The 24,338-nt window shown below is 64.1% G+C and carries 26 protein-coding genes and 1 pseudogene; 13 read left to right on the top strand and 14 right to left on the bottom strand.

The window, feature by feature from the left end; genetic code table 11:
* Positions 1-88: 88 nt before the first annotated feature.
* Positions 89-1,201, top strand: a complete 1,113-nt coding sequence (locus tag ABID41_RS15870) for a Fic family protein (RefSeq protein WP_354298039.1) — start codon at positions 89-91, stop codon at positions 1,199-1,201.
* A 199-nt stretch (positions 1,202-1,400) separates the two neighbouring features.
* On the top strand, positions 1,401-1,868 hold the full coding sequence (locus ABID41_RS15875) for a thioredoxin domain-containing protein (protein ID WP_354298040.1): 468 nt from the start codon (positions 1,401-1,403) through the stop codon (positions 1,866-1,868).
* A gap of 123 nt (positions 1,869-1,991) precedes the next feature.
* Here ABID41_RS15875 and ABID41_RS15880 read toward each other — a convergent pair.
* Both ABID41_RS15880 and ABID41_RS15885 read right to left on the bottom strand, forming a co-directional pair.
* Positions 1,992-2,332 (bottom strand): annotated as a pseudogene (locus ABID41_RS15880) (type II toxin-antitoxin system RelE/ParE family toxin).
* Positions 2,277-2,531: a type II toxin-antitoxin system ParD family antitoxin gene (locus ABID41_RS15885; RefSeq protein ID WP_354298041.1), complete on the bottom strand. Its 255-nt coding sequence runs from the start codon at positions 2,529-2,531 to the stop codon at positions 2,277-2,279. The pseudogene ABID41_RS15880 and the gene ABID41_RS15885 overlap by 56 nt, the downstream one beginning before the upstream one ends.
* A gap of 235 nt (positions 2,532-2,766) precedes the next feature.
* Between ABID41_RS15885 and ABID41_RS15890 the strand changes: the two genes are divergently transcribed.
* Positions 2,767-3,300, top strand: a complete 534-nt coding sequence (locus ABID41_RS15890; RefSeq protein ID WP_354298042.1) for a hypothetical protein — start codon at positions 2,767-2,769, stop codon at positions 3,298-3,300.
* A 237-nt stretch (positions 3,301-3,537) separates the two neighbouring features.
* Positions 3,538-3,990: a hypothetical protein gene (locus ABID41_RS15895; protein ID WP_354298043.1), complete on the top strand. Its 453-nt coding sequence runs from the start codon at positions 3,538-3,540 to the stop codon at positions 3,988-3,990.
* 353 nt (positions 3,991-4,343) lie between these two features.
* On the opposite strand, the gene ABID41_RS15900 is transcribed toward ABID41_RS15895, so the two are convergent.
* From ABID41_RS15900 to ABID41_RS15910, 3 genes are all read right to left on the bottom strand, one after another.
* Positions 4,344-4,889 carry a DUF6036 family nucleotidyltransferase gene (locus ABID41_RS15900; RefSeq protein WP_354298044.1) on the bottom strand — a complete coding sequence of 182 codons (546 nt, stop codon included), beginning with the start codon at positions 4,887-4,889 and terminating at the stop codon, positions 4,344-4,346.
* A complete protein-coding gene (locus ABID41_RS15905; RefSeq protein WP_354298045.1) occupies positions 4,889-5,257 on the bottom strand; it encodes a hypothetical protein in 369 nt (122 codons plus the stop codon). The genes ABID41_RS15900 and ABID41_RS15905 overlap by 1 nt, the downstream gene beginning before the upstream one ends.
* Before the next feature lie 510 nt (positions 5,258-5,767).
* Positions 5,768-6,187 (bottom strand): cupin domain-containing protein, encoded by a 420-nt coding sequence (locus ABID41_RS15910; protein WP_354298080.1) that lies wholly within the window; start codon positions 6,185-6,187, stop codon positions 5,768-5,770.
* A 153-nt stretch (positions 6,188-6,340) separates the two neighbouring features.
* On the opposite strand from ABID41_RS15910, the gene ABID41_RS15915 reads away from it, so the two are divergent.
* Positions 6,341-6,946 (top strand): HAD family hydrolase, encoded by a 606-nt coding sequence (locus ABID41_RS15915; protein WP_354298046.1) that lies wholly within the window; start codon positions 6,341-6,343, stop codon positions 6,944-6,946.
* Between the two features lie 605 nt (positions 6,947-7,551).
* Here ABID41_RS15915 and ABID41_RS15920 read toward each other — a convergent pair.
* The 3 genes from ABID41_RS15920 to ABID41_RS15930 all read right to left on the bottom strand — a co-directional run bounded on the left by ABID41_RS15920 (position 7,552) and on the right by ABID41_RS15930 (position 11,373).
* Positions 7,552-7,749 carry a hypothetical protein gene (locus ABID41_RS15920; protein WP_354298047.1) on the bottom strand — a complete coding sequence of 66 codons (198 nt, stop codon included), beginning with the start codon at positions 7,747-7,749 and terminating at the stop codon, positions 7,552-7,554.
* Between the two features lie 20 nt (positions 7,750-7,769).
* Positions 7,770-7,958 (bottom strand): hypothetical protein, encoded by a 189-nt coding sequence (locus tag ABID41_RS15925; protein ID WP_354298048.1) that lies wholly within the window; start codon positions 7,956-7,958, stop codon positions 7,770-7,772.
* Positions 7,959-8,040: 82 nt separating this feature from the next.
* Positions 8,041-11,373 carry a TM0106 family RecB-like putative nuclease gene (locus ABID41_RS15930; RefSeq protein ID WP_354298049.1) on the bottom strand — a complete coding sequence of 1,111 codons (3,333 nt, stop codon included), beginning with the start codon at positions 11,371-11,373 and terminating at the stop codon, positions 8,041-8,043.
* On the opposite strand from ABID41_RS15930, the gene ABID41_RS15935 reads away from it, so the two are divergent.
* Positions 11,305-12,435: a helix-turn-helix transcriptional regulator gene (locus ABID41_RS15935; protein ID WP_354298050.1), complete on the top strand. Its 1,131-nt coding sequence runs from the start codon at positions 11,305-11,307 to the stop codon at positions 12,433-12,435. The genes ABID41_RS15930 and ABID41_RS15935 overlap by 69 nt on opposite strands.
* Before the next feature lie 55 nt (positions 12,436-12,490).
* Here ABID41_RS15935 and ABID41_RS15940 read toward each other — a convergent pair whose 3' ends face one another.
* Complete coding sequence (locus ABID41_RS15940; protein WP_354298051.1) at positions 12,491-12,754, bottom strand: DUF3892 domain-containing protein; 264 nt, start codon at positions 12,752-12,754, stop codon at positions 12,491-12,493.
* 653 nt (positions 12,755-13,407) lie between these two features.
* On the opposite strand from ABID41_RS15940, the gene ABID41_RS15945 reads away from it, so the two are divergent.
* Together ABID41_RS15945 and ABID41_RS15950 are read left to right on the top strand one after the other, a co-directional pair.
* Positions 13,408-13,662, top strand: coding sequence for a helix-turn-helix domain-containing protein (locus ABID41_RS15945; RefSeq protein WP_354298052.1), 255 nt, complete (start codon positions 13,408-13,410; stop codon positions 13,660-13,662).
* Positions 13,662-14,987, top strand: a complete 1,326-nt coding sequence (locus ABID41_RS15950) for a type II toxin-antitoxin system HipA family toxin (protein ID WP_354298053.1) — start codon at positions 13,662-13,664, stop codon at positions 14,985-14,987. The genes ABID41_RS15945 and ABID41_RS15950 overlap by 1 nt, the downstream gene beginning before the upstream one ends.
* 115 nt (positions 14,988-15,102) lie before the next feature.
* Here the strand turns inward: ABID41_RS15950 and ABID41_RS15955 are convergent, their stop codons facing one another.
* Both ABID41_RS15955 and ABID41_RS15960 read right to left on the bottom strand, forming a co-directional pair.
* Positions 15,103-15,342: a LysR family transcriptional regulator gene (locus tag ABID41_RS15955; RefSeq protein WP_354298054.1), complete on the bottom strand. Its 240-nt coding sequence runs from the start codon at positions 15,340-15,342 to the stop codon at positions 15,103-15,105.
* A gap of 26 nt (positions 15,343-15,368) precedes the next feature.
* A complete protein-coding gene (locus ABID41_RS15960) occupies positions 15,369-16,157 on the bottom strand; it encodes an AraC family transcriptional regulator (RefSeq protein WP_354298055.1) in 789 nt (262 codons plus the stop codon).
* A 136-nt stretch (positions 16,158-16,293) separates the two neighbouring features.
* Here ABID41_RS15960 and ABID41_RS15965 point away from each other — a divergent pair, with 136 nt between their 5' ends.
* The 3 genes from ABID41_RS15965 to ABID41_RS15975 are packed head-to-tail and all read left to right on the top strand — an operon-like array spanning position 16,294 to position 19,415.
* Entirely contained in the window at positions 16,294-17,616 is a 1,323-nt protein-coding gene (locus ABID41_RS15965; RefSeq protein WP_354298056.1) for a tetratricopeptide repeat protein, read from the top strand.
* A gap of 4 nt (positions 17,617-17,620) precedes the next feature.
* The gene (locus tag ABID41_RS15970) at positions 17,621-18,853 is read left to right on the top strand and encodes an MFS transporter (RefSeq protein WP_354298057.1); all 1,233 of its coding nucleotides are present in this window, start codon (positions 17,621-17,623) and stop codon (positions 18,851-18,853) included.
* 22 nt (positions 18,854-18,875) lie between these two features.
* Positions 18,876-19,415 (top strand): DsrE family protein, encoded by a 540-nt coding sequence (locus ABID41_RS15975; RefSeq protein ID WP_354298058.1) that lies wholly within the window; start codon positions 18,876-18,878, stop codon positions 19,413-19,415.
* Positions 19,416-19,748: 333 nt separating this feature from the next.
* Here ABID41_RS15975 and ABID41_RS15980 read toward each other — a convergent pair whose 3' ends face one another.
* The 3 genes from ABID41_RS15980 to ABID41_RS15990 form a co-directional block, all read right to left on the bottom strand.
* Positions 19,749-20,627: a hypothetical protein gene (locus ABID41_RS15980; protein ID WP_354298059.1), complete on the bottom strand. Its 879-nt coding sequence runs from the start codon at positions 20,625-20,627 to the stop codon at positions 19,749-19,751.
* Between the two features lie 284 nt (positions 20,628-20,911).
* On the bottom strand, positions 20,912-21,409 hold the full coding sequence (locus ABID41_RS15985) for a Mov34/MPN/PAD-1 family protein (protein WP_354298060.1): 498 nt from the start codon (positions 21,407-21,409) through the stop codon (positions 20,912-20,914).
* The gene (locus ABID41_RS15990; protein WP_354298061.1) at positions 21,406-23,163 is read right to left on the bottom strand and encodes a ThiF family adenylyltransferase; all 1,758 of its coding nucleotides are present in this window, start codon (positions 23,161-23,163) and stop codon (positions 21,406-21,408) included. Before ABID41_RS15990 ends, ABID41_RS15985 begins: the two co-directional genes overlap by 4 nt.
* Positions 23,164-23,469: 306 nt before the next feature.
* Here ABID41_RS15990 and ABID41_RS15995 point away from each other — a divergent pair, with 306 nt between their 5' ends.
* Both ABID41_RS15995 and ABID41_RS16000 read left to right on the top strand, forming a co-directional pair.
* Positions 23,470-23,802: a helix-turn-helix transcriptional regulator gene (locus ABID41_RS15995; RefSeq protein WP_354298062.1), complete on the top strand. Its 333-nt coding sequence runs from the start codon at positions 23,470-23,472 to the stop codon at positions 23,800-23,802.
* Positions 23,799-24,329, top strand: a complete 531-nt coding sequence (locus ABID41_RS16000) for an ImmA/IrrE family metallo-endopeptidase (RefSeq protein WP_354298063.1) — start codon at positions 23,799-23,801, stop codon at positions 24,327-24,329. Before ABID41_RS15995 ends, ABID41_RS16000 begins: the two co-directional genes overlap by 4 nt.
* Positions 24,330-24,338: the final 9 nt, after the last annotated feature.

Consider the following 24,338-nt stretch of genomic DNA (forward strand, 5'->3'; position numbering starts at 1 on the left):
GAACGTGATAGTGTAAAGTATAATGCGATGCGCCTTTCATAAACCGGAAAAAGTCGATATCGCGTAGGCCTCGCGAAAGAGGCGCAACGTGTCGAAAACACCCTGCATCCCGGAAACTCTTCCGCTCGTCGATCTCGACTGGCGTAGGCTGCTGCCCCTCGCTGGTCGCGCCAATGGCGCACTCGCGCGTTATGACGGCATGCTGCAGACCTTGCCGAACCCGGCGGTCCTGCTCTCCCCGATCACGGTCAACGAAGCGGTTCTTTCATCCCGCATCGAAGGCACCCAAGCAACGCTTGAGGAAGTGTTCGAGCGCGACGCCGGCATCGAGGGACCGGAGAGCCGCCGCGGCGACATCGAGGAGATCAGCAACTATCGGGTCGCGGTCGGAAACGCCGAAGCTGAACTCATCCACCGCCCGATCTCTCTCTCCCTGATCAAGAGCGTGCACCAGCGGCTGATGCACGGCGTGCGAGGTCGCGACAAGGCGCCGGGGGCCTTCCGAGAAGATCAGAACTGGATCGGTCGCCAGGGCGATCCCATCGAGAAGGCGCGCTTCATTCCGCCCAGCCCGTTGATCCTCACCCAGAAGCTCGGGGAGTGGGAAGCCTACCTGCAGACAGAGGATGAGGATCCGATCCTGCAGACGGCCATCGCCCATGCGCAGTTTGAGATCCTTCACCCATTCAAGGACGGCAATGGCCGGATCGGCCGCATGCTCATCCCCCTGCTGCTCTACAAGCGCGGCGCGCTCTCAAGCCCGATGTTCTACCTCTCCGAATATCTGGAGGCGCATCGAGACGTCTATTACGACCACTTGCTGGCGATCACCAATCATGGCGACTGGCAGTCTTGGGCGGAGTTCTTTGTCGGCGCGGTGATCGCGCAAGCCGAGAGCAACCTCGCCAAGGTCAAACAGATGCGAGACCTCTATGAGCGGATGCGGCGGGAGTTCGTGGAGGTCACCCATTCGCAGTACGCCGGCAACGCCGTCGACGCTTTCTTCGCGCGCCCGATCATCCGAGCGCCAGATTTCCGCGAGGTCGCGGGCTTCAACACCCGCGTCACCGCCAACAACATGCTGCGCCAGCTCGAGGGGGCCGGTCTGATCCGGCGCGTGCGTGAAGGGTCTGGCCAGACCCCTTCGGTCTACGCACTTCCCGGCCTGATTAACATCGCCGAGGGCCGTCCGGTTTTCTGATCGCGGAGAAGCGCGGTCCAAATATACGCATGTGGCCTTCCTGGACACGGCCACGGTTCACGATACGTTCCGCACTCCAGCCCGCTTTGCAACGACTCTAAGCCTCGCCCCGCCATCGAGGACGGGCCTCCAGGGGTCAGCTCGGCGCTTGCCGTTGCAGCCTCAATCTGACTTTTGAGCCTCCGTCCTGGAGTACCTCATGCTTTTCCGCCGCGCCGCCGCCCTTGCGGTCGGCCTCCTCGCCCTCCTCCTCTGCACGCCGGTCAATGCTGCCGAGTTAGGTTTTAGGGATTTGCTGCGCAATCCTGGCACACCGCTGGCGGGCGCATCGGACGCCGACGTCATCATCGTCATGTATGCCGATTACAACTGCGGCTACTGCAAGCGCATGGAGCCGGTCCTAGCCGCTGCGCTGAAGACGGACAACCACCCTCCTGAACGCTCCCAACGTTTGCACGTGACAGGAACTCCCCAACACTGGCCGCAGTCGCGATTGCGCCAGCAGGAGCCATTGGGATCGAGGCGCGAAGCAGACTCCTCTGTGGGTCCGCTTCCCGGGACATCGCGATCGCGCCGATCCGCCCTTAGGGGACATAGGAAAGACCCGCTTGCGGAAGCTTCAGGCCTTGCCCGATGTGCGACCTTCAGAAAGTCTGCTCAGCCGTGATCGGTGCTGATTTTTGGCCGGCGCTCGAATGGATCATTCCGGTCAACTGACGGAGATGTTTCCGCAACGCGCACCAAGCGGTCTTCAAAGGTGATACCGCTCGCCCCTTGTTGTGACGCTGCGCTACTCCACGGCGCCGCCAGCCAACCAATCTTCACTACCATGGCGGATGCGCTGGACGAGAATGTCCGCGCCATCGGGGCGGTAAAAAATCATATAGGCTTTGTAAGGGGGCCGCGCGTTATTGGTCCCAATTCGGGCCTCGCTCTCGCCGCGTGCGGGTACTCTGCGAGGAATGCCAGCACGTCGATGAGTCCGGTATAGTAGCGCCTAGCCTGTTCGACTCCGAACGCCTCGATCCCATACGCCGTCATGGCCTCAAGGTCCTCGGCGGCTTTCCGGCTAAATCTATAAGTCACGTTTGCGCGTATCGGCGCGCTTGAGCGCGTTCGCCCAGATGTCATCTGCGGACAGCGCGCTAACGCCGCTGGCCTCGCCCTCTTCAATGAGTAGACGCAGCGCCGCGACTTTTCCTTCCCGCTCCTGATCCTTGCGGATCAGATCGCGCACATAGTCACTGGCGTTGCTGTAACGGCCCGTTTCCGCGCGGCCTTCCACCCAGTCCTTCATCGCGTCTGGCAGCGAAACATTCATGGTCGCCATATGGCACCTCCAGCCTCAATACTCCCTAATGATGGCAAAGATTGTCAATATTTGCCATCTTCCCCGGTGCTTCAACGAGGGCTAAGCACGTCGCCTGGAGTCCGCTCATCGGCTCGCGCCGCCGTTCAACGGGAATGACCGCCTGGTGCCAGTTGGTGACATTGGCAGCGGGGCTGAAAGCGGACTCGCTTGAACGTCCGCTAGCGGGAACGTCGTCTTCTACCAGATCCTACCCGTGGCGGAAGTTGAGCAGATGCGCGAGGGTGTCGGCATGAAAGGCTACTTGCTTCTTGGTCGGATCATCCTTGCTGCTGGGCTTGCGCAGGTCGCTGCCGAAGCCTTAGCTCAGCCCGCAGATCGAGCCATGGAAGAGCCGAAGATAGTCCTGAACGTCACCGCCAACCCATCGGACTGCAACCTTCAGTCGGCTTCTCGCGTCAAGCTCGAGAGCCTCACAAGGGGCGGGGAAAAGTGGATCGGAAGGTGCGTGAAAGTTGACGGGGTTTGGTCGGGACGCGCGCTTTTCCTGAACGCAGGCGATCTCAATCGTGCCAGATATCCGCAGTCCGACGACAAGCTTGGCCCTCGTCGCGTCGGCCTCTACCTGCCAGATGAGTTGCTGGAGAGCGCGCCCGCCCATGGTCGAAGCGCGACGGCAGTTGGGGTGGTAGGCGACTGCGAGACGCTGTCGCGCGGTGCGCTGATGGTCATGGGGTACTGTCACTACACCGACGGTCCGTACATCGCAGTCTCGGAGATGCGGAAGTAGGCGAGCTGGTAACGCACGGCCTCTCAACTTGGCGGACGCCTAGCGCGACCGCTCCCTCGCAGTCATTGGCAAACCTCACGTGTCAGGTGGCGAATGCGCCAGAAACGGAAGTTGGGCCACAGCCGAGAAGCAGACACTAGATGAGGTCCGCTCGCGGGAAGGTCGACCGGATCCGCCCCTGAGGCGACAATGGCAGGGGCCGCTTGCGGCCAGTCATCGCGCGGCTAAGCTCCGCGCATGAACGAAGCTGACAAACAGCGCACGGCCGATTTGCTTCGGAAGAACCGCCGCAAAGGGCTCGTACCTGGCATCGTCCACAAATGGGCTACGCGAGGAGTTTCGGCTTCACCGCTTTCGGACGAGCGTCAGCACGAGTTGCTCACCCAGCTAAGAACTTGGGGTCACTCGGAGTACCGCCCGATCACCGATTTCCGAAGCGTCATTCTTGAATTTCTCGATGACCTATCCGTCGTCGTAGTGATCGATTTCGACGTCAACGAAGAGCCAGCGCTGCTTGTGCCCCCCCGGTCGCTGTCGGCATCGGAGAAGGATTTGCGGGCGGTTTATCCAGACGGCTTTGTGCTCATCCGCGACGAGGCCGCGCTGAGCATTGATTTTGAAGAAGAGGTGGGGCGGGTCAACGTCAGCTACGCGGCCGCCGGCGGATTTCCGCCTCCCACCGGAAAGTGATGTCCAACCGGTCAGCTATCGGGTCGGAGGCCTGACGGTCGGTGAATGACGGTCTGGCGCCACAGGGAGACCAAAGCTCCTGAGCCCAAAGCGGACTCTGGTGGTCATCCGCTTGCGAGAACATCGCCTTCGACCGAATCCGCCCCATGTCGGACATTCAGCTTGTCCGCTTCGCTGTCGCCGTTAAGCCGGCGCTGTCCACCAGGTCGAGGCTAGCGACAGATTCTGAGGCCCCAGGAACGCCTTTCCTCAACCTTGAAGCCGCACGCGCATCCGACAGCGAGCGACGACCATGATAGGCTGACGGCGCTATGAGCAAGCCTTGGCGGCCCTCCCACATGGTCGACTGGACGTTAGCGTTCCCGGCGGAGGCGCACGATGGCTTGGAGCATGTGCTGACGCCGATCTTCAGCAAGCTCACCCCAGTTGCGGATCACCTCGGCAAGCGATGCCGCGTCGACGAACCCGGCCTGAAGCGCAGCGCTTACCCAATCATGGTCCTTCTCGCGCCCAGCATAGAGCTTGGACGCAGCGATGTCTTGGGGATGAGGTACGATGGCGGTGACGCCATTCGTTGCGTTTGAGCGATATTTCTTACTCCGCGCCCGCCATTCCGGCGGAAGGACCGCTGTCTGGGGCCCGACACCGTCCACGTAATAGCCATGGGTGTCGTCAAAGTTCGAGAGCTGCCCTATGTCCTCAAGGCGGTCGGCGATTTCCTCCGCTTCCTCGTCGCTTACGTCGGCCGCATATAGATCGGCCTCGCGGCTGAGCATCATCGGCGAAGGCACCTTGTCGTGCCACGCGAAGATCGCGTTCGAACCGACCAACACGAACTCGGTGTGACCGGTCAGGTCACCCGCGGCCCGCAATATGTGATCAAGGTCTTGACGCTTCATCAGGCGGCCCGATCGAGCAGGCCACGAACCTCCTCAGCAGGAATAACGGTGAATACCGGCGCTGTTTCACGCAGATAGGCGCCGCGTTCATCGTCGGATAGGAGATCGCTAATGAGGACAATGATGGGCAACTGCATTGCGTTGCTCCAGAGATCGTAGATGCGGCGCTGCTGCGGGTCGGTCGCAACGAAGCGTTCCAGGAACGACTGGCCTTTCGAAATCAGGCCTGGGTCATCCAATAGGCGCTTTGCCAGAAGGACCGCGCGCGCATAGCTGCGAAGTTCCGACCTGTCTCGGAAGTCGTGCTTAGGCGTGGGAACACCCTGGAGCCCCGCCATCTGAGCAAGATCTGTCGAATGGGTCCACATGCGAGCACCATAGCATGAACTGATGAACGCCCTCTATTGCAGCGCATAGACCATCGACGGGGCGCCGACCGCACAAGCTTGGTTCCGGGGAACAGATGCAAGAAAACCGCCGTCACGCCGGCGATGCCCTAGACTTTCCGTTCAGCGCCATTCCGCTTGCCGCAGACGGTAGGGTCCGCTTCGTGACGCGTCTCTCCATAGCCGGGCGGGCCGCTAGCACACCCCGCCAACAGCGCGATCGTCAGAAAAGCGGCTGGAAGGTGCTTCATAAGGCCAAGCTAAACCCGGCGAGCTCCGCCTTCCACCCCGCACAGTCGTTCGTGGGGTCCGCTTCCGGGACCCGTGCCCGACGCGGCGCAGGATGTCGGTTCGGCGCCAGCAGCGGAAATTGACGCGAGGCCGAGAAGCGGGCTCTGGCTGAGGTCCGCTATTTGGCACCTACTTCTCGGCCATTACCGACCCCTAGCGGACGATCGGCTCGATCAAGACGGGCCAGTTGCGCGTATAGCGCTACTGGCCCGAGCACGGCGATCGCGCCCGGCCGTCGTGCGTGCCAAGCGGCCGTGCTGGCGCGTCATGCCAAGCATATGGACTGTCTCGCTCGACCTCAGGATTCAGAGGATACCGACCACGGTTCTCGGGTTTCCGCTTTTCCCCGACAACTATGAGTCTGACTTCCTCCTCGGTGTTATTCAGGAAGGTGTGGCAGATACCTGTGCCCGCCGGGAATGCGACGCTGTCACCCGGCATCAGCGGGTGGAGTTCCCCGTCGATCCAAGCATCCGGTCGTCCCTGCACGACAAAGACGAACTCTTCCTCGGCGCTCTCGGCGTGAGGATACGAGGTACGCCGGCCGGGCGGAAGTCGAACGTGATGTATGCCAATGCGTGTCAGGCCAAGTCGGCGGCCGAGTGAAGCGTCCAAACCCATCGGCTCTTCGCTGCCCTGGTATCTATGCGGCTCAGGTGACTCCAACTCGGACCAATGAGCTATGAAGGGCGGGCGTGCTGTCACTTGGTTTCCCCAAGAATCAAAGCGCAGGCATTGCGGACGGAGGCTAGGCTGCCCGGCATTGACGCTATCTTGTTCGATGCCGATGGCGTCTTTCAACGCCCTCCGATCGATCTCGCCAATCAACTTGCACACGCATTAGGTGTTGCGCCGCACCACGCAGACACGTTCATCCTGGAATTGTTTGCGGCGGAAGCCATGGCGCTGACCGGTGAGAATGACGTCCTTGCTTGTGCCGAACCTGTCCTCACGCGTTGGTCGATTGAAGGTGGAATAGAGCCTTTCAACCACCTTTGGCATCAGATCGATGTCCATTCCGAGGTGCTTGACGTGGTCGAGGATTTACGAGCGACTGGGCAATATTGCGCTATCGCATCTAATCAACAGGCCCGAAGAGCAAGGGCTATGTCCGTCGGACTCTCCTACCGCGAGAAGTTCGATGCCGAGTTCTACTCCTGCGATCTCGGCCTCAAAAAGCCGATGGGAGCTTACTTTCATCGCGTCGTTGAACGGTGTGGGTTCGAGCCTTCCCGCATGCTGTTCGTAGACGACCGCGCTGCCAATTTGGCTGCAGCAAGCGCCCTCGGGATTCACACGCTACACTTCGTGGCAGAGGAGCACGCGGAAAAAGGCAATGCACTAAGGGCTATGATTAGGGCTTTCGAGGAGTCCCTCTAGGTCCGCGTTCCAACCCCCAGAGCCATTCGGTGTGTCCGCTTCGCCGCAGGACGCCTAGTCCGCGCCGAAGCGACCGCTCGGCGCCAGTTGGAGACATAGGCCGCGGGGCTGAAAGCGGACTCCCTTGAAGGTCTGCTAGCAGGAGAGTCGCGATCAACCGGATCCGACCCGTAGGCGACGTTGCGTGGGTCTGTTTTCAGGTATGCACTGGCGCGGGACCGGCTTTAGGAAAGCCAAACACCCATCAAGGATGCCCCCGTCCAGCTCCCTTCGAGATCGCGTCGGAGAAGTAGCAGGTAGCCGTAACCTGCACGCGATCCCGAGAGCGTCGAAACATAGACCTCCGATACCGCGTCATGCCAGGAGTCTGAGCTGCTTCGCGCCTCTGTGCAGCCTCTGGAGCCAGGTTTGGCGACCCGCTGGTATCTGTGCAATCTCCCGCCATGAGCGAGGTTACGGTCAATTTCATAGCGTTCGACGAGGCGCTCGACGCATGCCTCATGGTGCTTGTCGAAGAAGCTTGGACCGGGCCGGTCGAGGTGCATCTACGGGAGCTTCAGGATCGCCGTCCATGTCCCAGCAATCCGCGACTGCATCCGCGCCTCCTAGTCAATGCGGCGAACGCGGACGGCACGGCGCATGCCATCGACGTACATCGCGTCGCCGTCCAGAATCGCCTGCGGCCGGTAGGCGTAACGGTATTCGTAGTAGTACTCCGCCTGCCGCCACACAGATCCATCGGTAAGCCGGACGATCGTGTCGCCGTCCCACCCTTCCCATTCATCTTCGATCTGCTTGCGCATCGAATGAGTCCGCCGAGTTCTTAGGAGTTATCCGTGTCGCGGCCATCCGGCTCGGACGCCACGCCCTTGAACTTGCCCGGGCTCTGCTTGACCTCCATAAAGGTGCCCGTTCGCTCGTCGCGCTTCTGATAGAGGCCATCGGCCCGCTGGAACTGCGTCCGGCCTGTCACCGACCCGCGACGGAAACCATCACCCGTATTCTTCGCCATGGCGGCGATCCTTTCGTATTTGCCACGACCCGCTGGCCGCCTGGAAAGGTCTACCCCCTGAGGGTGTCAGAATCGGTCGTGGTCATCTGCCAAGGCGGCCATAGGCGTCCAAAGCGCAGAGCGCGTTTACCAGGGTCATCTCTTCGATCGTCCGGCACGGGGTCTCGAGCAGCGCCGGACTGGCGAAGACGATCGCCGCGGCTTGCGCCCGCGACACCGCCACATTGATGCGGTTCAATGAGAACAGGAAGGCGATGTCCCGCGGCAGTTCCTCGCCGCTTGAGGTGGTCATCGACACGAGGCAGACAAGCGCTTCTTGGCCCTGAAAGCGGTCGACCGTACCCACCCGCACCGCGGCCGGCAGCGCCGCCCGCAATGCGTTCACCTGGGCGTTGTACGGCGCGACCACGAGGATGTCTTCCAATCCGACACGCCGCGATGCGCCCTCACGATTTCGATAGTTCGCCGTCGTTAGATGTCCCACCGCCTCGACAATCGCCGCCACCTCCTCGGAGCTCGTCTGGGCGCGGCCCACGTGCGACACGGGCTGCAGGCGCGCGCCGAGCAGATCCGCCGGGCCGCTGGCCAGCGACTGGGCGCTCGCGCCGTCGTCGCTCTCCAGTTGTCCCTGATAGACCGTCTCGGAGATGAAACGACACACTCGAGGATGCATCCGGCGGCTAACCGGCATGAAGATTCCACGGTCGGCCGGCACGACACGATGGTCGCCTATCAGATATTCGAGGCAGGACTGTCCACTCTGACCGGGATGTACGCCTTGCAGCGGCTGCGGCAACTGCATCGGGTCGCCAACCAGGACGATGCTGCGCGCGCAGCGGGCCATAGCCAGCAGATTGGCCAAGGAGACCTGTCCGGCCTCATCCACCACCAGCACATCGAACGCCGGCTCGGCGTATCGCGCGAAATGCCAGGCGGTGGCGCCGACAACCTGGGCCTGGCCGATCTCCGGCGCATCGTTGTCGCTGACCAGTACGATCCCGCCATCGGTTTCGTCGTCGCCGTCGTCAGACGCCTTCTGAACTAGCCGAACGGACACACCCACGTCGCGCGCCCTGGCGACCGTCGCCTTAAGGAGATTGCCGATCGCCTTGTGGCTATTCGACGCGACGGCGATCCGACGCCCTTCGCGGACGAGGTCGACGATCGCCAGCGCGCTCACGTAGGTCTTCCCAGTGCCGGGCGGTCCCTGGATCGCGATGACCGATGAGTTGAGGTCGCAGACGGCGCGGCTGACTTCCGAGGGCAGGTCGACACCGGGCGTCGCGATTCCTCCGGGTCGCGGGCCGTCGACGAACCTCGGGGGACGCCGCGCCAAGAGATCTTCCACCGCGCGTAGCGTGCCTGGCGCGTTGACCAACGCCGTGCCCACCGCCGCGATCGCATTGCGTAGCACGGCGTTCTGGATCGGCATCGGCGGAATGAGGTCCAGCCGATCCGGCAACGCCCCCTTCTCGAGCGTGCGGCGCAGGCGGACCGTGCGGGCGACGGGATCGAGCTCGCGAAGATCAACCGACGCTGGCTGGGCCGCCGGCCTGACACACGGCTTCTTCCCAGCCCTAAGCTTAGTCTCCTGGGCCGGATAACTGTAGATGCGCTCGTAGGACTTGGCGTTGACCTTCTCCGCCGGCCCAAGCGCCTCGAGACCGACGAGGCAATCGAGGTCGTCAATCAGGTCCTCTCCCTCGCCGGACAGCCGATCAAAGATCGACCACCACGCCGGCTTGTCCTCGCGCTTGTGGAATCCATGCAGGTCGGCGACCAGTTCGCCGACTTCGGGTCCGAGCCGCGCTGCAAGCGGTGCCAGACGGAGGCGCAGGGCAGCCTCCTCAGCGTCTTCCTCGGCGACATTGGCCAGGGCGCCGGCCCCAGGCGCGGCTGCAGGGGCTCGCCATGCCATCTTCGGCGGCCTGACTGAGGCGACCAGCCAGTCACGCAGCAGCTGCGTAGATCGGCAATCGGTCTCGTTATAAGCGCGGATTTCCTCAAGCAGTTCGGGCGCTCGCGTCTCCCGCCAGCGCTCGTAAACAACGACGCTCGCGCCAGCGGTCGCCACCTCGCCAGCCCGCTTCTCCATGTAGAAGACTTCTAGGTCCTTGATCGAATAGCCTGGCTCGGACGCGACCATCCCGCCCGACACGACGCGGAACAGATCGACGAACCGGCCCTCACGCTGGAGCTGGTCCATCGCCGCCTCGCCGACCCGATGGGCCGCCGTAAGGCGGCGCAGGGCGGCCAGTTCGTAGTTGGCGTAGTGATAGACATGTGCGCCGGGATAGACGCGCAGACGATCAACGATGAACGCGATAAGGCCCGCCACAGCCTCCCCCTCGGCCTGCCGGTCGTGCGCCCAGAACGCCTGGAAGCGCCATGCGCCGCCGTCGTGGATCCACACGCCGTGGAGATACTCAAGGCCGCCTGGAAAATACGGGTCCCCCTCAATGTCGTAGAAGATGTCGCCCGCGTTCGGCTCCGGCAGCAGTGATAGCCCCTTCCCCAGCTCCGGAGGCCTCAGCTCGAAGCTGGGCCCGCCGCCAGCACGGCGCGCCGCTTGCAGTCGCGCCTGAACCTGAAGGCGCGACTGGGTTTCCGCCGCCAGGTGCGGCACGCGCGCGTCGTGCGCCGCCAGCGCGCCCAGCGTCGCGACGCCTACCGCCTCGAGCTTCTGCACTTGGCTGCGGCTGATCCCGGCGACCAGGTTCAAGCTGTCGGCGGCTTCCCATTCGCCCTGGCAATGGGAGCGCCACCGGCACAGACCGCAGGCGGAAACCGGAACAGGCCGCGTCTCGGGGCGCGCCTCCAGAAACGCTTCAAGCCTTCCGCGGGCATGCCGGGCATACGCCGAAACGTCGGACATCCGAATACTGGCGCGCGCGCCGTCGCCGAGTTCCAGATGCGCAAATTCCGGTGCCACGCCCTGCGTCTCGGCCAGGAGATCCGAGTAGAGCGCCAGCTGCAGTACATGCTTCGGGTCCGGCGAGCGTTTCAGCTTCGTATCGACCACCTCATACGAGAATGGCCCCAGCCGCGATGGCGTCTCCACCCGCTCGAGGAAATCGGAATAACCGCCCCAGGCGCCGCCAAGAAAGGCACCCTGGAAGATCACATTCGCGCCGGTCGCCAGCGCCTCACGCGTCGCCGCTACAGACGCCTCCAGGGCAAGCCCCTCCTTGGCGATCTCGGCCACCCTCTGACCTTCCGCCTTAAGCTTAGCGAGAAACGCGGCCTCATGGGCGTCGCCTTGCTTCTGGAGCAACTCGGCCTCATCGCCGTCGGCGTCGGGCTTCAGGTCTCCAACCTCGAGGCGTCGCAGGTCCAGGGCGGTCGCATGCGCGCAGCCCTTGAAGCGCATCAGGTCCGACGCCGACAGGCGCAGCACGCCTTCGATCCGTTGCATGTCACATCCCTCAGCTTTTTAAGCTATACTATGGCGGGAGTGACAAAAGCTGTCATGCGGAGGTTGCGTTTGTCGTTTGCGAAGGCCCAACAGCTCATCCAACTTGCCTGCCTCGCCTCGCGCCGCCGCGGCGTGTCCCTCGCAGAAATCTGTGAGGAGTTCGGCTGCGCGCACCGGACAGCCCAGCGTATGACAGTGGCGCTTGAGAGCGCCTTTCCGGCGACCGAGCAGCGACCGGACGAAGACCGTCGCATGCGATGGATTCTGCCGCAGCGTCCCGACATGCAGCTGCTCAGCGCCTCGGCCGACGAACTCGTCGCTCTTTCGGCCGGCGTCGCGGCGCTGAAGCGCGAGAACATGGCCTCCGAGGCCGACCTCGTCCGGCGTCTGGAGGCCAAGGTCCGCGCTCTGATCCCTGCGGAGCAGGAGATGCGTCTTGACGTCGACGAGGAAGCCCTAATGGAGGCGCTCGGCCACGCCGTGCGTCCGGGGCCCCGGCTTGTCGAGAACGCGGTGGTCGATTCAGCGATCTTCGAAGCGTTGAAGGGGCCCTACCGCCTGCGGGTCGTCTATCGAGGTCATCGCGACAACATTAGCCGCGAGCGGCTGCTCGCTCCGCATGGCCTGCTCCTGGGCGCGCGCCGCTACCTCGTGGCGCTGGACGTGCAGAAGCCCGGGTCGGCGATGCGGCACTTCCGCGTAGAGGATATCGAGCAGGCCGAGGTCCTGGCGGAGAGCTTTGAGCTCGAGCACGGATTCAATATTCGCGATCACGCCCGGCTCGGGTTCGCGTCCTTTGTGAACGAGGAGCAGCTGACCGAGGTTATCTGGCGCTTCCGCGACCACGCCGCTGAGCACGCCCGGCGCTTCAACTTCCACCCGACGCAGATCCTCGAAGATGCCGAGGATGGGGGCCTCATCGTCCGCTTCACGGCCTGCGGCCTGCTGGAAATGTGCTGGCACCTTTACACCTGGGGCGATGCGGTCGAGGTGATCGCACCGGACAGCCTGCGCAAGATGGTCGAAGGTCATCGCCGCAACGACTTCCCCGCCCTGCCTTAACCAGACGCCGTCGCGGCTGGAAAGCTAGACCCTCCAGCCGCTTTCGCGCCCACGGCTAGCAGTCCGGCAGGTCGTCAAGGTTGTTCTTCGTCGAGCCGTCACGCTGCGTGCGCAGGTACTTGCCGGTCGCGCCTTTGACGACCTTGATCGGCGTCTCCTGGCCATCGGTCCACTTCACGAAGTACTCGTGAATCTTGTTCTCGATGTCCGAGATCGCATCGGCCTTCTTGCGCGGCGACCACGCTTCCGCCCCGTTGCAGAGTTTGGTGATGTCGCCGTCTTTGTCCTTGCCCGACTTGTTCACATAACGCTTAGCCATTCGACTTACCTCAAAGGTTGGAGTTGACGTTCCAATCCTGAGGCTCGTGCCTGTCAAAAGCTGTCAGGGAACAAACAGGGTCTTTGTTGCTCCGCCCGCATCCCGCTTCGTCCTAGCGCGATGACACCCCTTGAGCCTGAGGTGGTAGTAGGGGAGCTAACCTGGAAGCCGACCTTGCCAACGTCGGCAACGGGCCCTACCAGGTCCTAATCGCTGATGCCGGTCCCAGTGCCCGGAAGCGGACATGGCGATCGACCGCTACGAAGCCCAGACCAGTCATTGCGATCCACGCCAGGCTGAGTGCGGGAAGCGGACCTTGCGACTGGCCGTTTCCCTGGCAGGGCGTACGCCGCCACCGCCCGAACATCGTGGCGGAAAATCCGGGTGACTTTGTCAGGGTCGGCCGCGGATGTCGCCGCTACCTGGCGCGGCTGGGCGACCAAATTCCAGCCGGCTCGGTTGCTCAGGCCAGCGGCCAACCACCCGTCCTGCTCCGTCCGAAAGCCGCAGCTAGACTTCGGACACGTAGACATCCGCCGCTTTATGCTGAGAACCACATAATCGCTTTTTATGTTGATTCCGACATACAGGGCGATTATGCTGAAAATCGCATAATGCCGTAATATGCGATTTTTGGCATAGAGGAGGCTGCCGTGTCACCTGCAATCGCTCGATCCTCCAGACAAGTCGGACGGCTCATTCATCGGTTCCGCCAGGAGCAGGGGTACACCCAGACCCAGCTTGCTCACTTGGCAGGTCAGCGTCAGGAAATGATCTCGAAGATCGAAACCGGCCAAGGCGGGGTCAAGCTCGACACGCTTTTTGACGTTCTGGCCGCCCTTCGCCTTGAACTCGTTGTAGAGCCCCGCAGCCAAAGCTCGGCGGCTGACATCGAGGATATCTTCTGATGCCTCGCCGCCGCGCTCACGCTCCTCTCAATGTCCTGATCAACAATCGACTTTGCGGCCGTTTGGAAAAGCAGCCTGGGGGCGCAATTAGCTTTCAGTACGATGGGAGTTGGCTCGACTGGAGATCGGCTTTCCCGATCTCCCTGTCCTTGCCGCTCCAGGAGTCTCCCTGGCGCGGCGAAGCTGTGGTGGCGGTGTTCGACAACCTGCTCCCCGACAACATCTCCGTGAGACGGCAGGTCGCAGAACGCACTGGCGCTGAAGGCGCGGACGCCTACAGCCTCCTTGAACAGATCGGACGAGACTGCGTCGGCGCAATGCAATTCCTGCCTGACGGCGAGGAGGCCGACGTCAGGCAGCCCATCCAGGGCGAGCCGATCAACGATGAGGAGATCGAGCGGCTACTGGCCAATCTGGCGCGGGCGCCCTTGGGGATTGACCCCGAGACCGAGTTTCGGATCTCCGTTGCCGGCGCGCAGGAAAAGACCGCGCTGCTTCGACATGATGGCCAGTGGATGCGACCGATCGGAACGACGCCGACCACCCACATCCTCAAGCCCCAGCTCGGCGAAATTCCGACCTCCTCAGGCGTGATCGACCTTAGCGACAGTGTCGAGAACGAGCATTTCTGTCTCGCCCTGATGGAAAGCTTCGGCTTGCCTGTGGCGCGGACCGAAATCGCGACCTTCGGGAATCGGAAGGTGCTGGTGGTTGAACGGTTTGATCGCGCGCCCCGCGGCGACCGACTACTCCGCCTGCCACAGGAGGACTTCTGCCAAGCGCTGTCGATACCCTCCAGCCGGAAATACCAGAAGGACCACGGGCCAAGCGCCGTAAGCCTCATCACCAGGCTACAGGAAAGCGATGATCCGCTTTCGGACCAGGCCAAGGTCTTCAAGAGCCAAATCATCTTCTGGCTTATCGGCGCCACCGACGGGCATGCAAAAAACTTCAGTCTGTTCCTGCGGCCGGGCGGCCGTTTCGAACTCACTCCCTTCTACGATGTCTTGACCGCCCAGCCGGCGTTCGACGCCAAGCACATCCCGCACAAGCACTTCACCCTGGCGATGTCCGCCGGGGCGAACCCTCACTACAAGATCCTCGACATCCACGGACGTCACTTTGTCGAAACGGCCAAGGCCGCAGGCTTGGGCCCAACACCCATCCGGCGCGTGTTGGACGAGGTTCTCGAGGCGGCGCCTTCGGCTGCTGACAAGGCGCTCGCGAAGATGCCAGCCGACTTTCCGCAAGCGATCCACGCTTCGGTGGCCAGCGCTATCAAGACCCGTCTGCCGCGCCTCGAAACCGCAAACGAAGTGCTCTGACCGCTTTGGCGAAATAGCCACGGAACGGGCGTTCAGAGCTTGGCCGGATACCGTGACTGTCAGAACCCCGTTCGACCCTGCCTCTTGCAGCCGGGTCCGTCCAAGACTCAAGCGATCAAAACCGGCGCTGATATCGGGCAGCGCCTGTTGGGCCGCCTCGGTGAGAAACAAGTCGCGCGCGGCCAGTGCTGCCGCGATGGAACAAGGGCGCGCCGAGCCACTCTTCAAGCGTTCGGACGAGCTGACCAACGGCGGCCGGTGTCACCCCGAGTTCGCCCGCCGCTAGCGAGAAACTGCCGTGGCGGGCAGCGGCTTCGAAGGCCCGTAAGGCATTGAGATGAACCGGGGAGCGCAACTTCCGCCTCCCTAAGGCGCCGAGGCCTAAGGCGCCGAGGCTTCGCCGCGGATGTACAGCGTTGGGCTCACACCAATGGCGGTTCTGAAGGCGTAGGTGAATGCCGACGAAGAAGCGTAGCCCAGCTCAAGCGCGATCTGAGTGATATCCATGTCTCCACCCAACAGCTCGATGGACTTGAAGAGGCGCATGCGCCGGCGCCATGTCCGCAGGCTCATTCCTAGATCGGCCTCGAACCGACGGGTAAGCGTGCGAGCCGAGATGCCGAGTTGCGCGCTCCATTCCTCCGCAGAGCGAGAGTCAGTGGGATCTGCGTAGATGGCTTCGCATACCTGGGCCAGCATGGTCGTGCGCGGCCATGGTAGCGCCGCTGGAAGCGCCCGCGCGCGGCGTAACTGATCGAGAACGAGGCCGGTCACCCGGTCTCGATAATCTGGATCGTCATCGGTCTCCTGCAGCGCCGCAGCTTCGGCAATCAGCGCTCGGAGCAACGGGCCGACACTGAAGACCGCGGGATCGACCGGGAGGTCGCCGGTCACGGATGTGGAGATCCAGAGGCTGCGAAATTCTGCGCCCATCAGCGAGCCGACACGATGGCTGACTCCCGCTGGCAGCCAGACTGCTTGTCGCGGCGAAATGACAAAGGACCGGCCGGGGATGTTCACTGAAAGCACCCCCGAGATCGCGTAGGCGACCTGTCCCCAGTGATGCGAGTGTTCAGGGAAGTAGGTTCGTGGCGCGAGCGACTGAACACGCACGGTCAACGGGGTTGGCGATCCCAGATCGGGTGGAGCGGAAATCTCACTCCAGGTCATCTCCGCCTCCGACTGTCTGCTGATCTACAAGTGATGTCGCCTAGTCGAGAGGCGGACAGCGAAAGCAGGGATATAGGAGTTGGCGCCTGCAGCGCCAGGGTGGGCCCCGGTGCGACGCGTGACGGAGAAAGCCCGAATGGCGATGACCGACAGCTACGACTTGGCCCTCTCGACCAATTCAGACGAGGCGGCGTCGAACTATCGGCGCGGCGTCGATCACATGCTGGCGATGTGGACCGGAGCCGAAGAAGCCCTCGACGCGGCGCTGCTGGCCGATCCCGACTTCGCGCTCGCACGAGCGGCAAGAGCCCGACATCTCGCGGTCCGAGCCCAGATCGCTGACGCGCGCACTGAGATCGCGGCCGCTGAGGGACTCGTTGCCCGGCGTGGCACCGAACGTGAGCGCAGTCACGTCAACGTCCTGAGCCTCGCCCTCAGTGGGCAGTCGGCCAAGGCGCTAGACGCAGCGTTGGCCCATGCTGATCTCTGGCCGCATGACACATTGATCCTTTCCTTGCCGCTGGGGGCCTTTGGTTTGTTCGCCTTCTCTGGCATGGCGCACCATGATCAGGCGCGCGTTGATCTCTGCGAGCACCACGCCTCCAGCTTCACCGATGACGACTGGTGGTTCCTGACCAACCGGGGATGGTCGCTGGCCGAAAACGGCGAAGTCGCGCGCGGCCGCGCCATGCTCGAGCGTTCGCTGGAGATCCGCAGGGAAAGCGCCAACGGGGTCCACGCCCTGGCCCACGCCATGTACGAGGGCGGTGCAGGTGATGACGCCGGGGCGCTGATTGCGGACTGGCTGCCCGACTATGATCGCAGCGGGATTCTGCACGGGCACATTGCCTGGCACGGCGCGCTGGTGGCCCTGGAACGCGGCGACACCTCGAGCGCACTGGCGACCTATAAGGGATCAGTGCATCCGTCCGTCTCGAAGGGCATGCCGATCAACGTGGTGAGCGACACCGCCTCCTTCCTCTGGCGAATGCAGGCCTACGGCCACGAAGTCCCTGCTCAATCCTGGCGAGAAATCTCCGACTACGCGCATCGCGCGTTCCCGCGCGCAGGCCACAACTTCGTCGATCCCCACATGGCGATGATCGAGGCGGCGACCGGCGACCGCGAGGGTCTGACCAAGCGGGTCGAGGCGCTTGAGGACCTGATCGCAAAGGACGCCCTCAGCGCTGGAAAAGTCGTGCCGACGATCGCGCGCGCCGCTCAGGCATTCGCGGAGGCCGACTACGCGACCTGCATCAGAGTTCTCGAACCCCAGGCCCACGAAGTCGTGCGCATTGGCGGCAGCGGCGCCCAGCGCGAGATCATCGAGGACACTCTCCTCGTGGCGTTCATGCGTGATGGCCAAGCCGAAAAGGCGCGCGCGCTGCTCGACCGCCGTCTGCACCGTCGCCCTTCGCCTCGCGACGCCATGTGGCTCGCCAGCCTGCCGGTCGAGTAGACGCGTGCCCCACGACGCGACGACCGCACTCGGGCAGAGCGCACAAGGCCTGTCCGATCGGCGCGAGCAACGCGGAAATATCGCCCGTCTCGCGATCGCCCAAGCCCTTGCCGGGGCGAATTCGACAGTGATCTACGCCACCGGCGCAATCATCGGAGCCATGCTCGCGCCTGACAAAGCGCTGGCGACTTTGCCGATCTCCATCTTCGTCGTGGGCATGGCGGCCTGTATCCTGCCGAGCGGCGCCATCGCTCGGCGCCATGGCCGGCGCGCCGCGTTCCTGGCCGGGACATCGGGCGGCGTGTTGACCGGCCTGCTCGCCGCGATAGCCGTGGTGATGGGGTCGTTTTGGATCTTCTGCTTGGCGACCTTTTTCGGCGGCGCCTATGCAGCCGTGGTCCTCTCCTTTCGCTTCGCCGCCGCCGACTGCGTCGAACCCCAATGGCGGCCGCGGGCCCTTTCGATCGTGATGGCCGGCGGCGTCGCAGCCGGCGTCGTCGGGCCTCAGTTGGTCACCTACACGATGAACCTGTGGCCGCCGCATATGTTTGCGGCGACGTTCCTCGCTCAAGCTGCCGTCGCTGTTCTTTCAGCTGTTGTAATCGCCGGCGTCCGCTTGCCGCCGCCGACCCCTGAAGAGCTCACCGGGGGGCGTTCCCTATTCGTCATCGCGCGGCAGCGGGAGTTCATCGTCGCGGTCATATGCGGCGCGGTTTCCTACATGCTGATGAACTTCCTGATGACGGCGGCGCCCCTGGCGATGCGCATGTGCGGACACTCGCAGGAAGCCTCGAACCTTGGCCTGCAATGGCACGTCATCGCAATGTATGCGCCCAGCTTCTTCACCGGTCGGCTGATCACAAGGTTTGGCGCTGGCCGCGTGGTCGCCGTCGGCCTGGCGCTCACCGGCATCTCCGCCGCGATCGGTCTCGCAGGCGTCGACATCGCGCACTTCTGGCTGACCCTGATCTTGCTCGGGCTTGGATGGAACTTCGGCTTCGTGGGGGCTTCGGCCATGGTCCTTGAGAGCCATCGCCCTGAGGAGAAGACCCGGGTGCAGGCGCTCAACGACTTCATCGTCTTCGGCACAATGGCGGTGGGCTCCTTCGCCTCCGGAAGCCTACTGACCGCGCACGGCTGGCAGGTAGTGCTCTGGGTCTCTTTTGCCCACCTGGTCCTCGCGGTTGCTGCGCTGGGCTTGGCCGCCCGCCAGCCGGCGAAATCACAGACAACCTAAGTTTCAAAGAGAGGCCATCTTCATGCGGGTCACCCTCGGCGCGATCGCGCTCTCGCTCATCGTCGCCAATGCGGCCTTTGCAGAGTCCGTGAGGCAACCGCCCGCCGCCGTCCCTGGCTTTGGACAAGTCACCCTCACGCCAGAAATGGCCAATCCTGACCCCAAGCTCGACTACCGCGTCGTGTTTGATGTCACGCGAGGTGGCGACGATGCGGCGGCGCCGAACCCGGGCCTTGAACGCGTCGCGCGATTTGCAAACTATCTCAGCGCGGCGCGGGTCCCGTTGGAGGCGCGAAATCTCGTCGCGGTCGTTCATGGTGCGGCCACAAAGGCCATCCTCACCGATGCGGCCTACCAGGCGAAGTACGGTCGCCCGAACCCGACCACCCCGCTGCTCGCCGCTCTGCGCGCCGCTGGGGTCGATGTCCATGTCTGCAGCGTCGTCTTGAGCCGCGCCGGAATTACGCCCGACATGGTTTCGTCAAGCGTCACCATTGACGCGGCCGCGATGGTGACAGAGGCGACACTTCAACTGAAGGGCTGGGCGCTCGTTCCTGGTTAGCGCGCCTAGCGCGCGCCGGGCGCTAAGGTCGATGGCCATCCGGTCGCTGCCCATCCGTTAGAGACGTCTCACGTGCCCGCTCTGGCGCCGCTGCCCGTTGAGCGGTTGATGACCGTCTGGCGCCATTTCCGGACATTGGCTTCCAGCCCAGGAGGAGACGTTCATTCGTTGCCGGAAAGCGGACCTACGCCCGGCTACCGCATCGTCGCGGTCCTGCGGGTGCCGGCAGATTAATCTCGGGCCTGTGCATGCTGCCCTGACGCCCGAGCGGCTCACGGGCACCGTGCCCGGCTTTACCCTGATGGCGCGGTCGAACCTACGCGGCGCCACAGACTAGGCGTCTTCCTCGACCGGCGCGGTTGCGGAGGACTCGTCAGCCTCCGAAGTTGGGAGAATGCCGATCCCCGCCGCCGCGAGCCGTTCTAACACCCCGATCATGCCGAGTTGGCCAACGGCCCAGATCGCGAGACCACGATCGCCGAGGACTCCTTCGTCGCACGCCTGGACCAGCGACAGGGCCTCGGCCTCAGTAAGGTCGCGCCCCGTCTTCGCGCAGGCGTAGGCATAGGTCGCCGGAAAGCGGCTACGCACCGCCAACCAAACGACTTCAGATACGGTCGCCGCGCGCAACAGAGCGCGACTGACCACCCAGCCTTTCGCGCCCCCTTCAACCAACTCCGGCAACACGTCCGCCAGGCGTTCGGGGTCGCCTTGCTTCGCGATCAGCCAGGATGCGCGATGCAAGCCGCTGGATCGCCAGACGGCGAGCGCCTGATCCGTATCGAACAGTTCTTCGTCATCACCGATCGCCTTGACCCACCGGCTGAGGGATCCCGCCGTGCCGCGGTCGCGCCACCGCTCCAGCGTGGCTTGGCGCGTCGCCGCGCCGAAGTAGCGGTAGAGATGAGAAAGCAGGGTATCGATGCGCTCGCGTTGGCGAGCGTCCCGAGGACTGATCACGAGCAGCTGGCGTGCTAACGCATCGAGTTCGGATAGCGCTGCCTTCTCCTCGCCCAGGCGCACCAGCCGGCCACGAACCGCACGGCGAACATAGGTCTCGGCGTCGAGCGTGCGGAGCGCCGCCGCGCAGATCTCCGCGGGCGCGAGGCAGGCCGCGTAGGCGTGGAGGAGGTTGCGCGCCATTCCATCATAGGACGGTCTGGCCCCGCATTCAGCCAGCCGTTGAAGGACCAGTTCAAGCTTTGCTGTCATGGCTCATCCGAACGCATTCCGGGTGACGATTCCAACTAGAGGCGACAAACTCAAGGTTCCGAATGCGCGCTCCAACTGAATGAGCGTGCCAGCCAGCGCCTCGGTCCGACGTCAGGGCTGCGCCAGGTGGCGACCTTGACATCGGGCCGGAGAGCGGACCTTGGAAGGTGTCGCCGAAACTGCCGCTTCCAACCCACCCCCTAAATCGCGCCGGGTGAAGGCCAGCTCCGCGCCGCGACCAAAAAGCTCCGGCGTCGAGACGCACTCGTTTCGCAACTAGAGGCTCAGTCGGCGATCGCTGGGAAGCGCGGCCAGTTGCTCGGGGCGGCGAAGCTGCGCAGATCTCGTTCGTCCGTTTGCAGCCTGCCGAACAGTCCGGCGCGGCGCTGTGACCAGGCGCCGAGCGTCCAGTCGTCCGCTGCGCCCGCGGCGATCACCATCAACGCGCCCCGTACCCGGCGGGTCAGGTATCCCAGGGTCTTATGGTCCTGCTTGCTCATCTCGGCGATGCCGGCAGGGTGAGTGTGCCAGTCGCCGAGGTAGTCGAGGTCGCCTCTCGAGTCCGCAAATGCGGCTCGCAGCTCATGCAGCTGCCAAGCGTGGTCGGGTAGGAACAGATGCCGCCCGTGCAGCGCCTTCGGGCCGGCCCCGATCAGATCGGCGACGATGGAGTCAGCGCCGTCGCGCCACCCCAGGAGAACTCCCCCGGTTTCCAGGGGAAAGAGCGCCCGCCCCTCCTCCACGATCTTGGCGCGAACGTGGTCCGCGATCCAGACGGTCACGCGCCGCCGCAACCTTCGCAGCGAGGCGACAACGACGCGGCTGTCCATTGCGGCAGCCGTCGCTTTCCGTCCTTGGTCAGGGTCATGATCGCGACCTGCCAGTCGCCCGGATCGTAGGCGTCCGGCGCCAGCAGACCGACGGCGCTCCGGACGAGCTCCATCGACACCTCCTGGAGATCGAAAGCAGCGCCGGTGAAGGTGGGCTGGTTGCAGCCGATCGGCGTGACGGTTCCCCCCGGGTCGACGGCCGGCCGCGGGAAATTGGGGTCGGCCCAATGGGCCTGAAGGCAGACGTAGCAGGCCTCGCAGCCGGCCGGGAAGCGCGCGACGACGCCGCCGGCCGCGCCTTCGGTAGCGTAGCCCATCGCGAACGGCTTTCGCAGCGCCCGGCAATAGTGCGCGATGGCCTCCTGGCATTCGGTCGACGCGGAGGCGTCCACCACTAGGTCAGCCTCGCGAATGGCGTCCCGCAGTACGCTGAGCGGATTGACGGATTCGGCGACGTCCGCAGCCGCCGTCGTGGCAGCGCCAACTCGAAAAGGGCCTACGGCGACGACGACACCGGGGTAGTTGCGCTCGATGAAGTCCTTGAGCGCCAGCCCTTTACGCACACCCCAAGCAGTCCGGCCGAGCGGCCAGCGGACGCTGTTGCCCGGCTCGACGACGTCCGGCTCCAAGATGGTCAGGCGCTTAACGCCGGCCCGGGCGAGTTCAACCGCGGCGAAGCCGCCGATGGCGCCCGCCCCGATGAGAAGGACGTGCTTGCTCGCCAGCGCAGCCGCCACGGGCACGCGAACCTGCAGATCGCCCGTGACCCGGTATCCGCGGATCAGATTGTTTTCGCGGCGCCCTGTCTTCTTGTCGGTGGCGCTCGTGACGAAGAGCCATCCGTTCCCAGATCGCCCGGGGCCGTAAGCTAACTCTTCTTCGAAGACGAGGCCCGTAATGCTGTGTTCGGCTTGGCCGATCGCCCGCATCTTGGCGCGGACCGCCGGCTGCATGGCCGTGGCGTTCTCGATGGCGGCTTCCGCGGCCGCGAGGATGGCACCGACGTCCGTGGTGGCTGGCGGCACCATACGCACCCAGCGTCCCGGCACCTTCTGGGCGGGCCTTCCCGACAGGGCCATCGGGAACGGCTTAGCCAGCCAGCGCCCGGCGGCGGGCTCCACTCTGCGCAGGACGCCTTCGATCGCGTGCACGGCTATAGGGCGGACCGCGACCTCGAAGTGGGCGAACCCAACCGTGCCCTTGGGCAAGAGCTGGTCGCCGTCGAAGAAGATCGCGCAATCCTCCCCCGCGCAGTAGTCGTAGTAGGTGGACACCGGGTCAGGCGCCTGCTCCTCAAGCTCGGCCGCCGCCTCGAGTCGGCCGTCCTGCCGGGCCGCGTTGGCTGCGAAGACCTTGTCGAGCTGCTCGTACAGGAAGTCCGCGACCCGTTGGCGGGAGCGCCATTCGCCGGACCCTTGCGTGATCAAGCAAAGTCCCTGGTCGATTGGGTGTTGGTGACGCGGGAAGCGCAAGTCCGGCGCGACTACCGTGGGCCGGAAGAACGGATGCAGCGGTGAATAGCCGACGCGAAGGCGGATCAGTTCGTCGCCGCGCGGCCAAACCACGTCGAGGACCAGCACCCCCATCGACTGGTGGGCGATGGTGGCCTGCGCCCCACGGGCGGCGAACGCGTCCAGCTCGGCGGCTAAGAGGCCGGGCCAGGCTAACCACCAGCTGTCGTTCTGGAGCTGCGCGCCGTCTGCCATCGGTCAGCCAACGGGACGGTGCGGCGGCGGCTCGTGCGGAGTCGGCGGACCGTCAGGGCGGCCGGGCGTGTGGCTCGGAGGGCCCTTGGGCACGTCAGGATGTTCAGGATGGGGCGGATGTTCGGGATGATCGGGCTTGGGCATCCATAGGGTTCCTTGGTGCCGCCCGAGTTGATTCCCGCTTGGCCTGTCTCCGATATGACGGAAGGCCAAGCTGTCGTCAATCGTCACATTACAATGTTTATTATACTCACATTTTGTTTGCGTCGTTGACACGCCCTGCGGCACGCCTCAAACATCCGTTCGATGGTGACCGACCCCCGCTACCTCGACTTTGGAGAGGCCATGGCTCTCCGGCGCGACCAGCTGAAGATGACGCAGGCCCAACTCGCGTCACGTGTGGGGATGTCGCGGGCCTCCATCGCGAACATCGAACGTGGCCGGCAGAACGTCCTGCTCCACCACGCCTGCGACATCGCCACGGCGCTCGGCCTCTCCCAGGTGGGCGACCTGCTGCCGCTGGACGGACGATCTTCGCTTGAGGATCAATCCCTCGTTCTTTCCGACACCCTCAGTCCGAAGGCCAAGGCTCAGATCAGCGACCTGATCGCCAACGCCGTTGCGCAGGGCCGGTCGTGACGGCGATCGCCACCGTAGGGGACACGGCGCGCGCAGCGGCGCGAAAGATCATCGAGGAGTTCCCGGTCAAGGCAGCGCCGGTGCCGGTGGAGCGGATCGTCAAGGCCCGCGGCATCGTCCTGCAGTATGCGCCGCTCGCCGACGACCTCTCCGGCATGGCGTTCATCCGCGACGGCGTGCGGATCATCGGCGTGAACGCCCTCCACCACCCCAATCGCCAGCGATTCACGATCGCCCACGAGCTCTGCCACCATGAGCTCCATCCCGACCACCTGCGCGACGAGGTCCATGTGGACAAGGCCTTCCGTGTGCTGCTGCGGGATGGTGTGGCCGCCCAGGGGACCGACCGCCTGGAGATCCAGGCGAACGCCTTCGCCGCCGAGCTTTTGATGCCCCGTGTCTTTCTGAATGAACTGGTGGACGCCGCCGGCCTGGACCTCGACGATGACGCGCGGCTGGAGGCGCTGGCCCGGAAGTTTCGAGTTAGCACGTCGGCACTGCGATTCCGCCTGGGCGCGCGCGAGTAGGACGTCGCG

The organism is Phenylobacterium koreense (assembly GCF_040545335.1).
Classification (GTDB): domain Bacteria; phylum Pseudomonadota; class Alphaproteobacteria; order Caulobacterales; family Caulobacteraceae; genus Phenylobacterium; species Phenylobacterium koreense.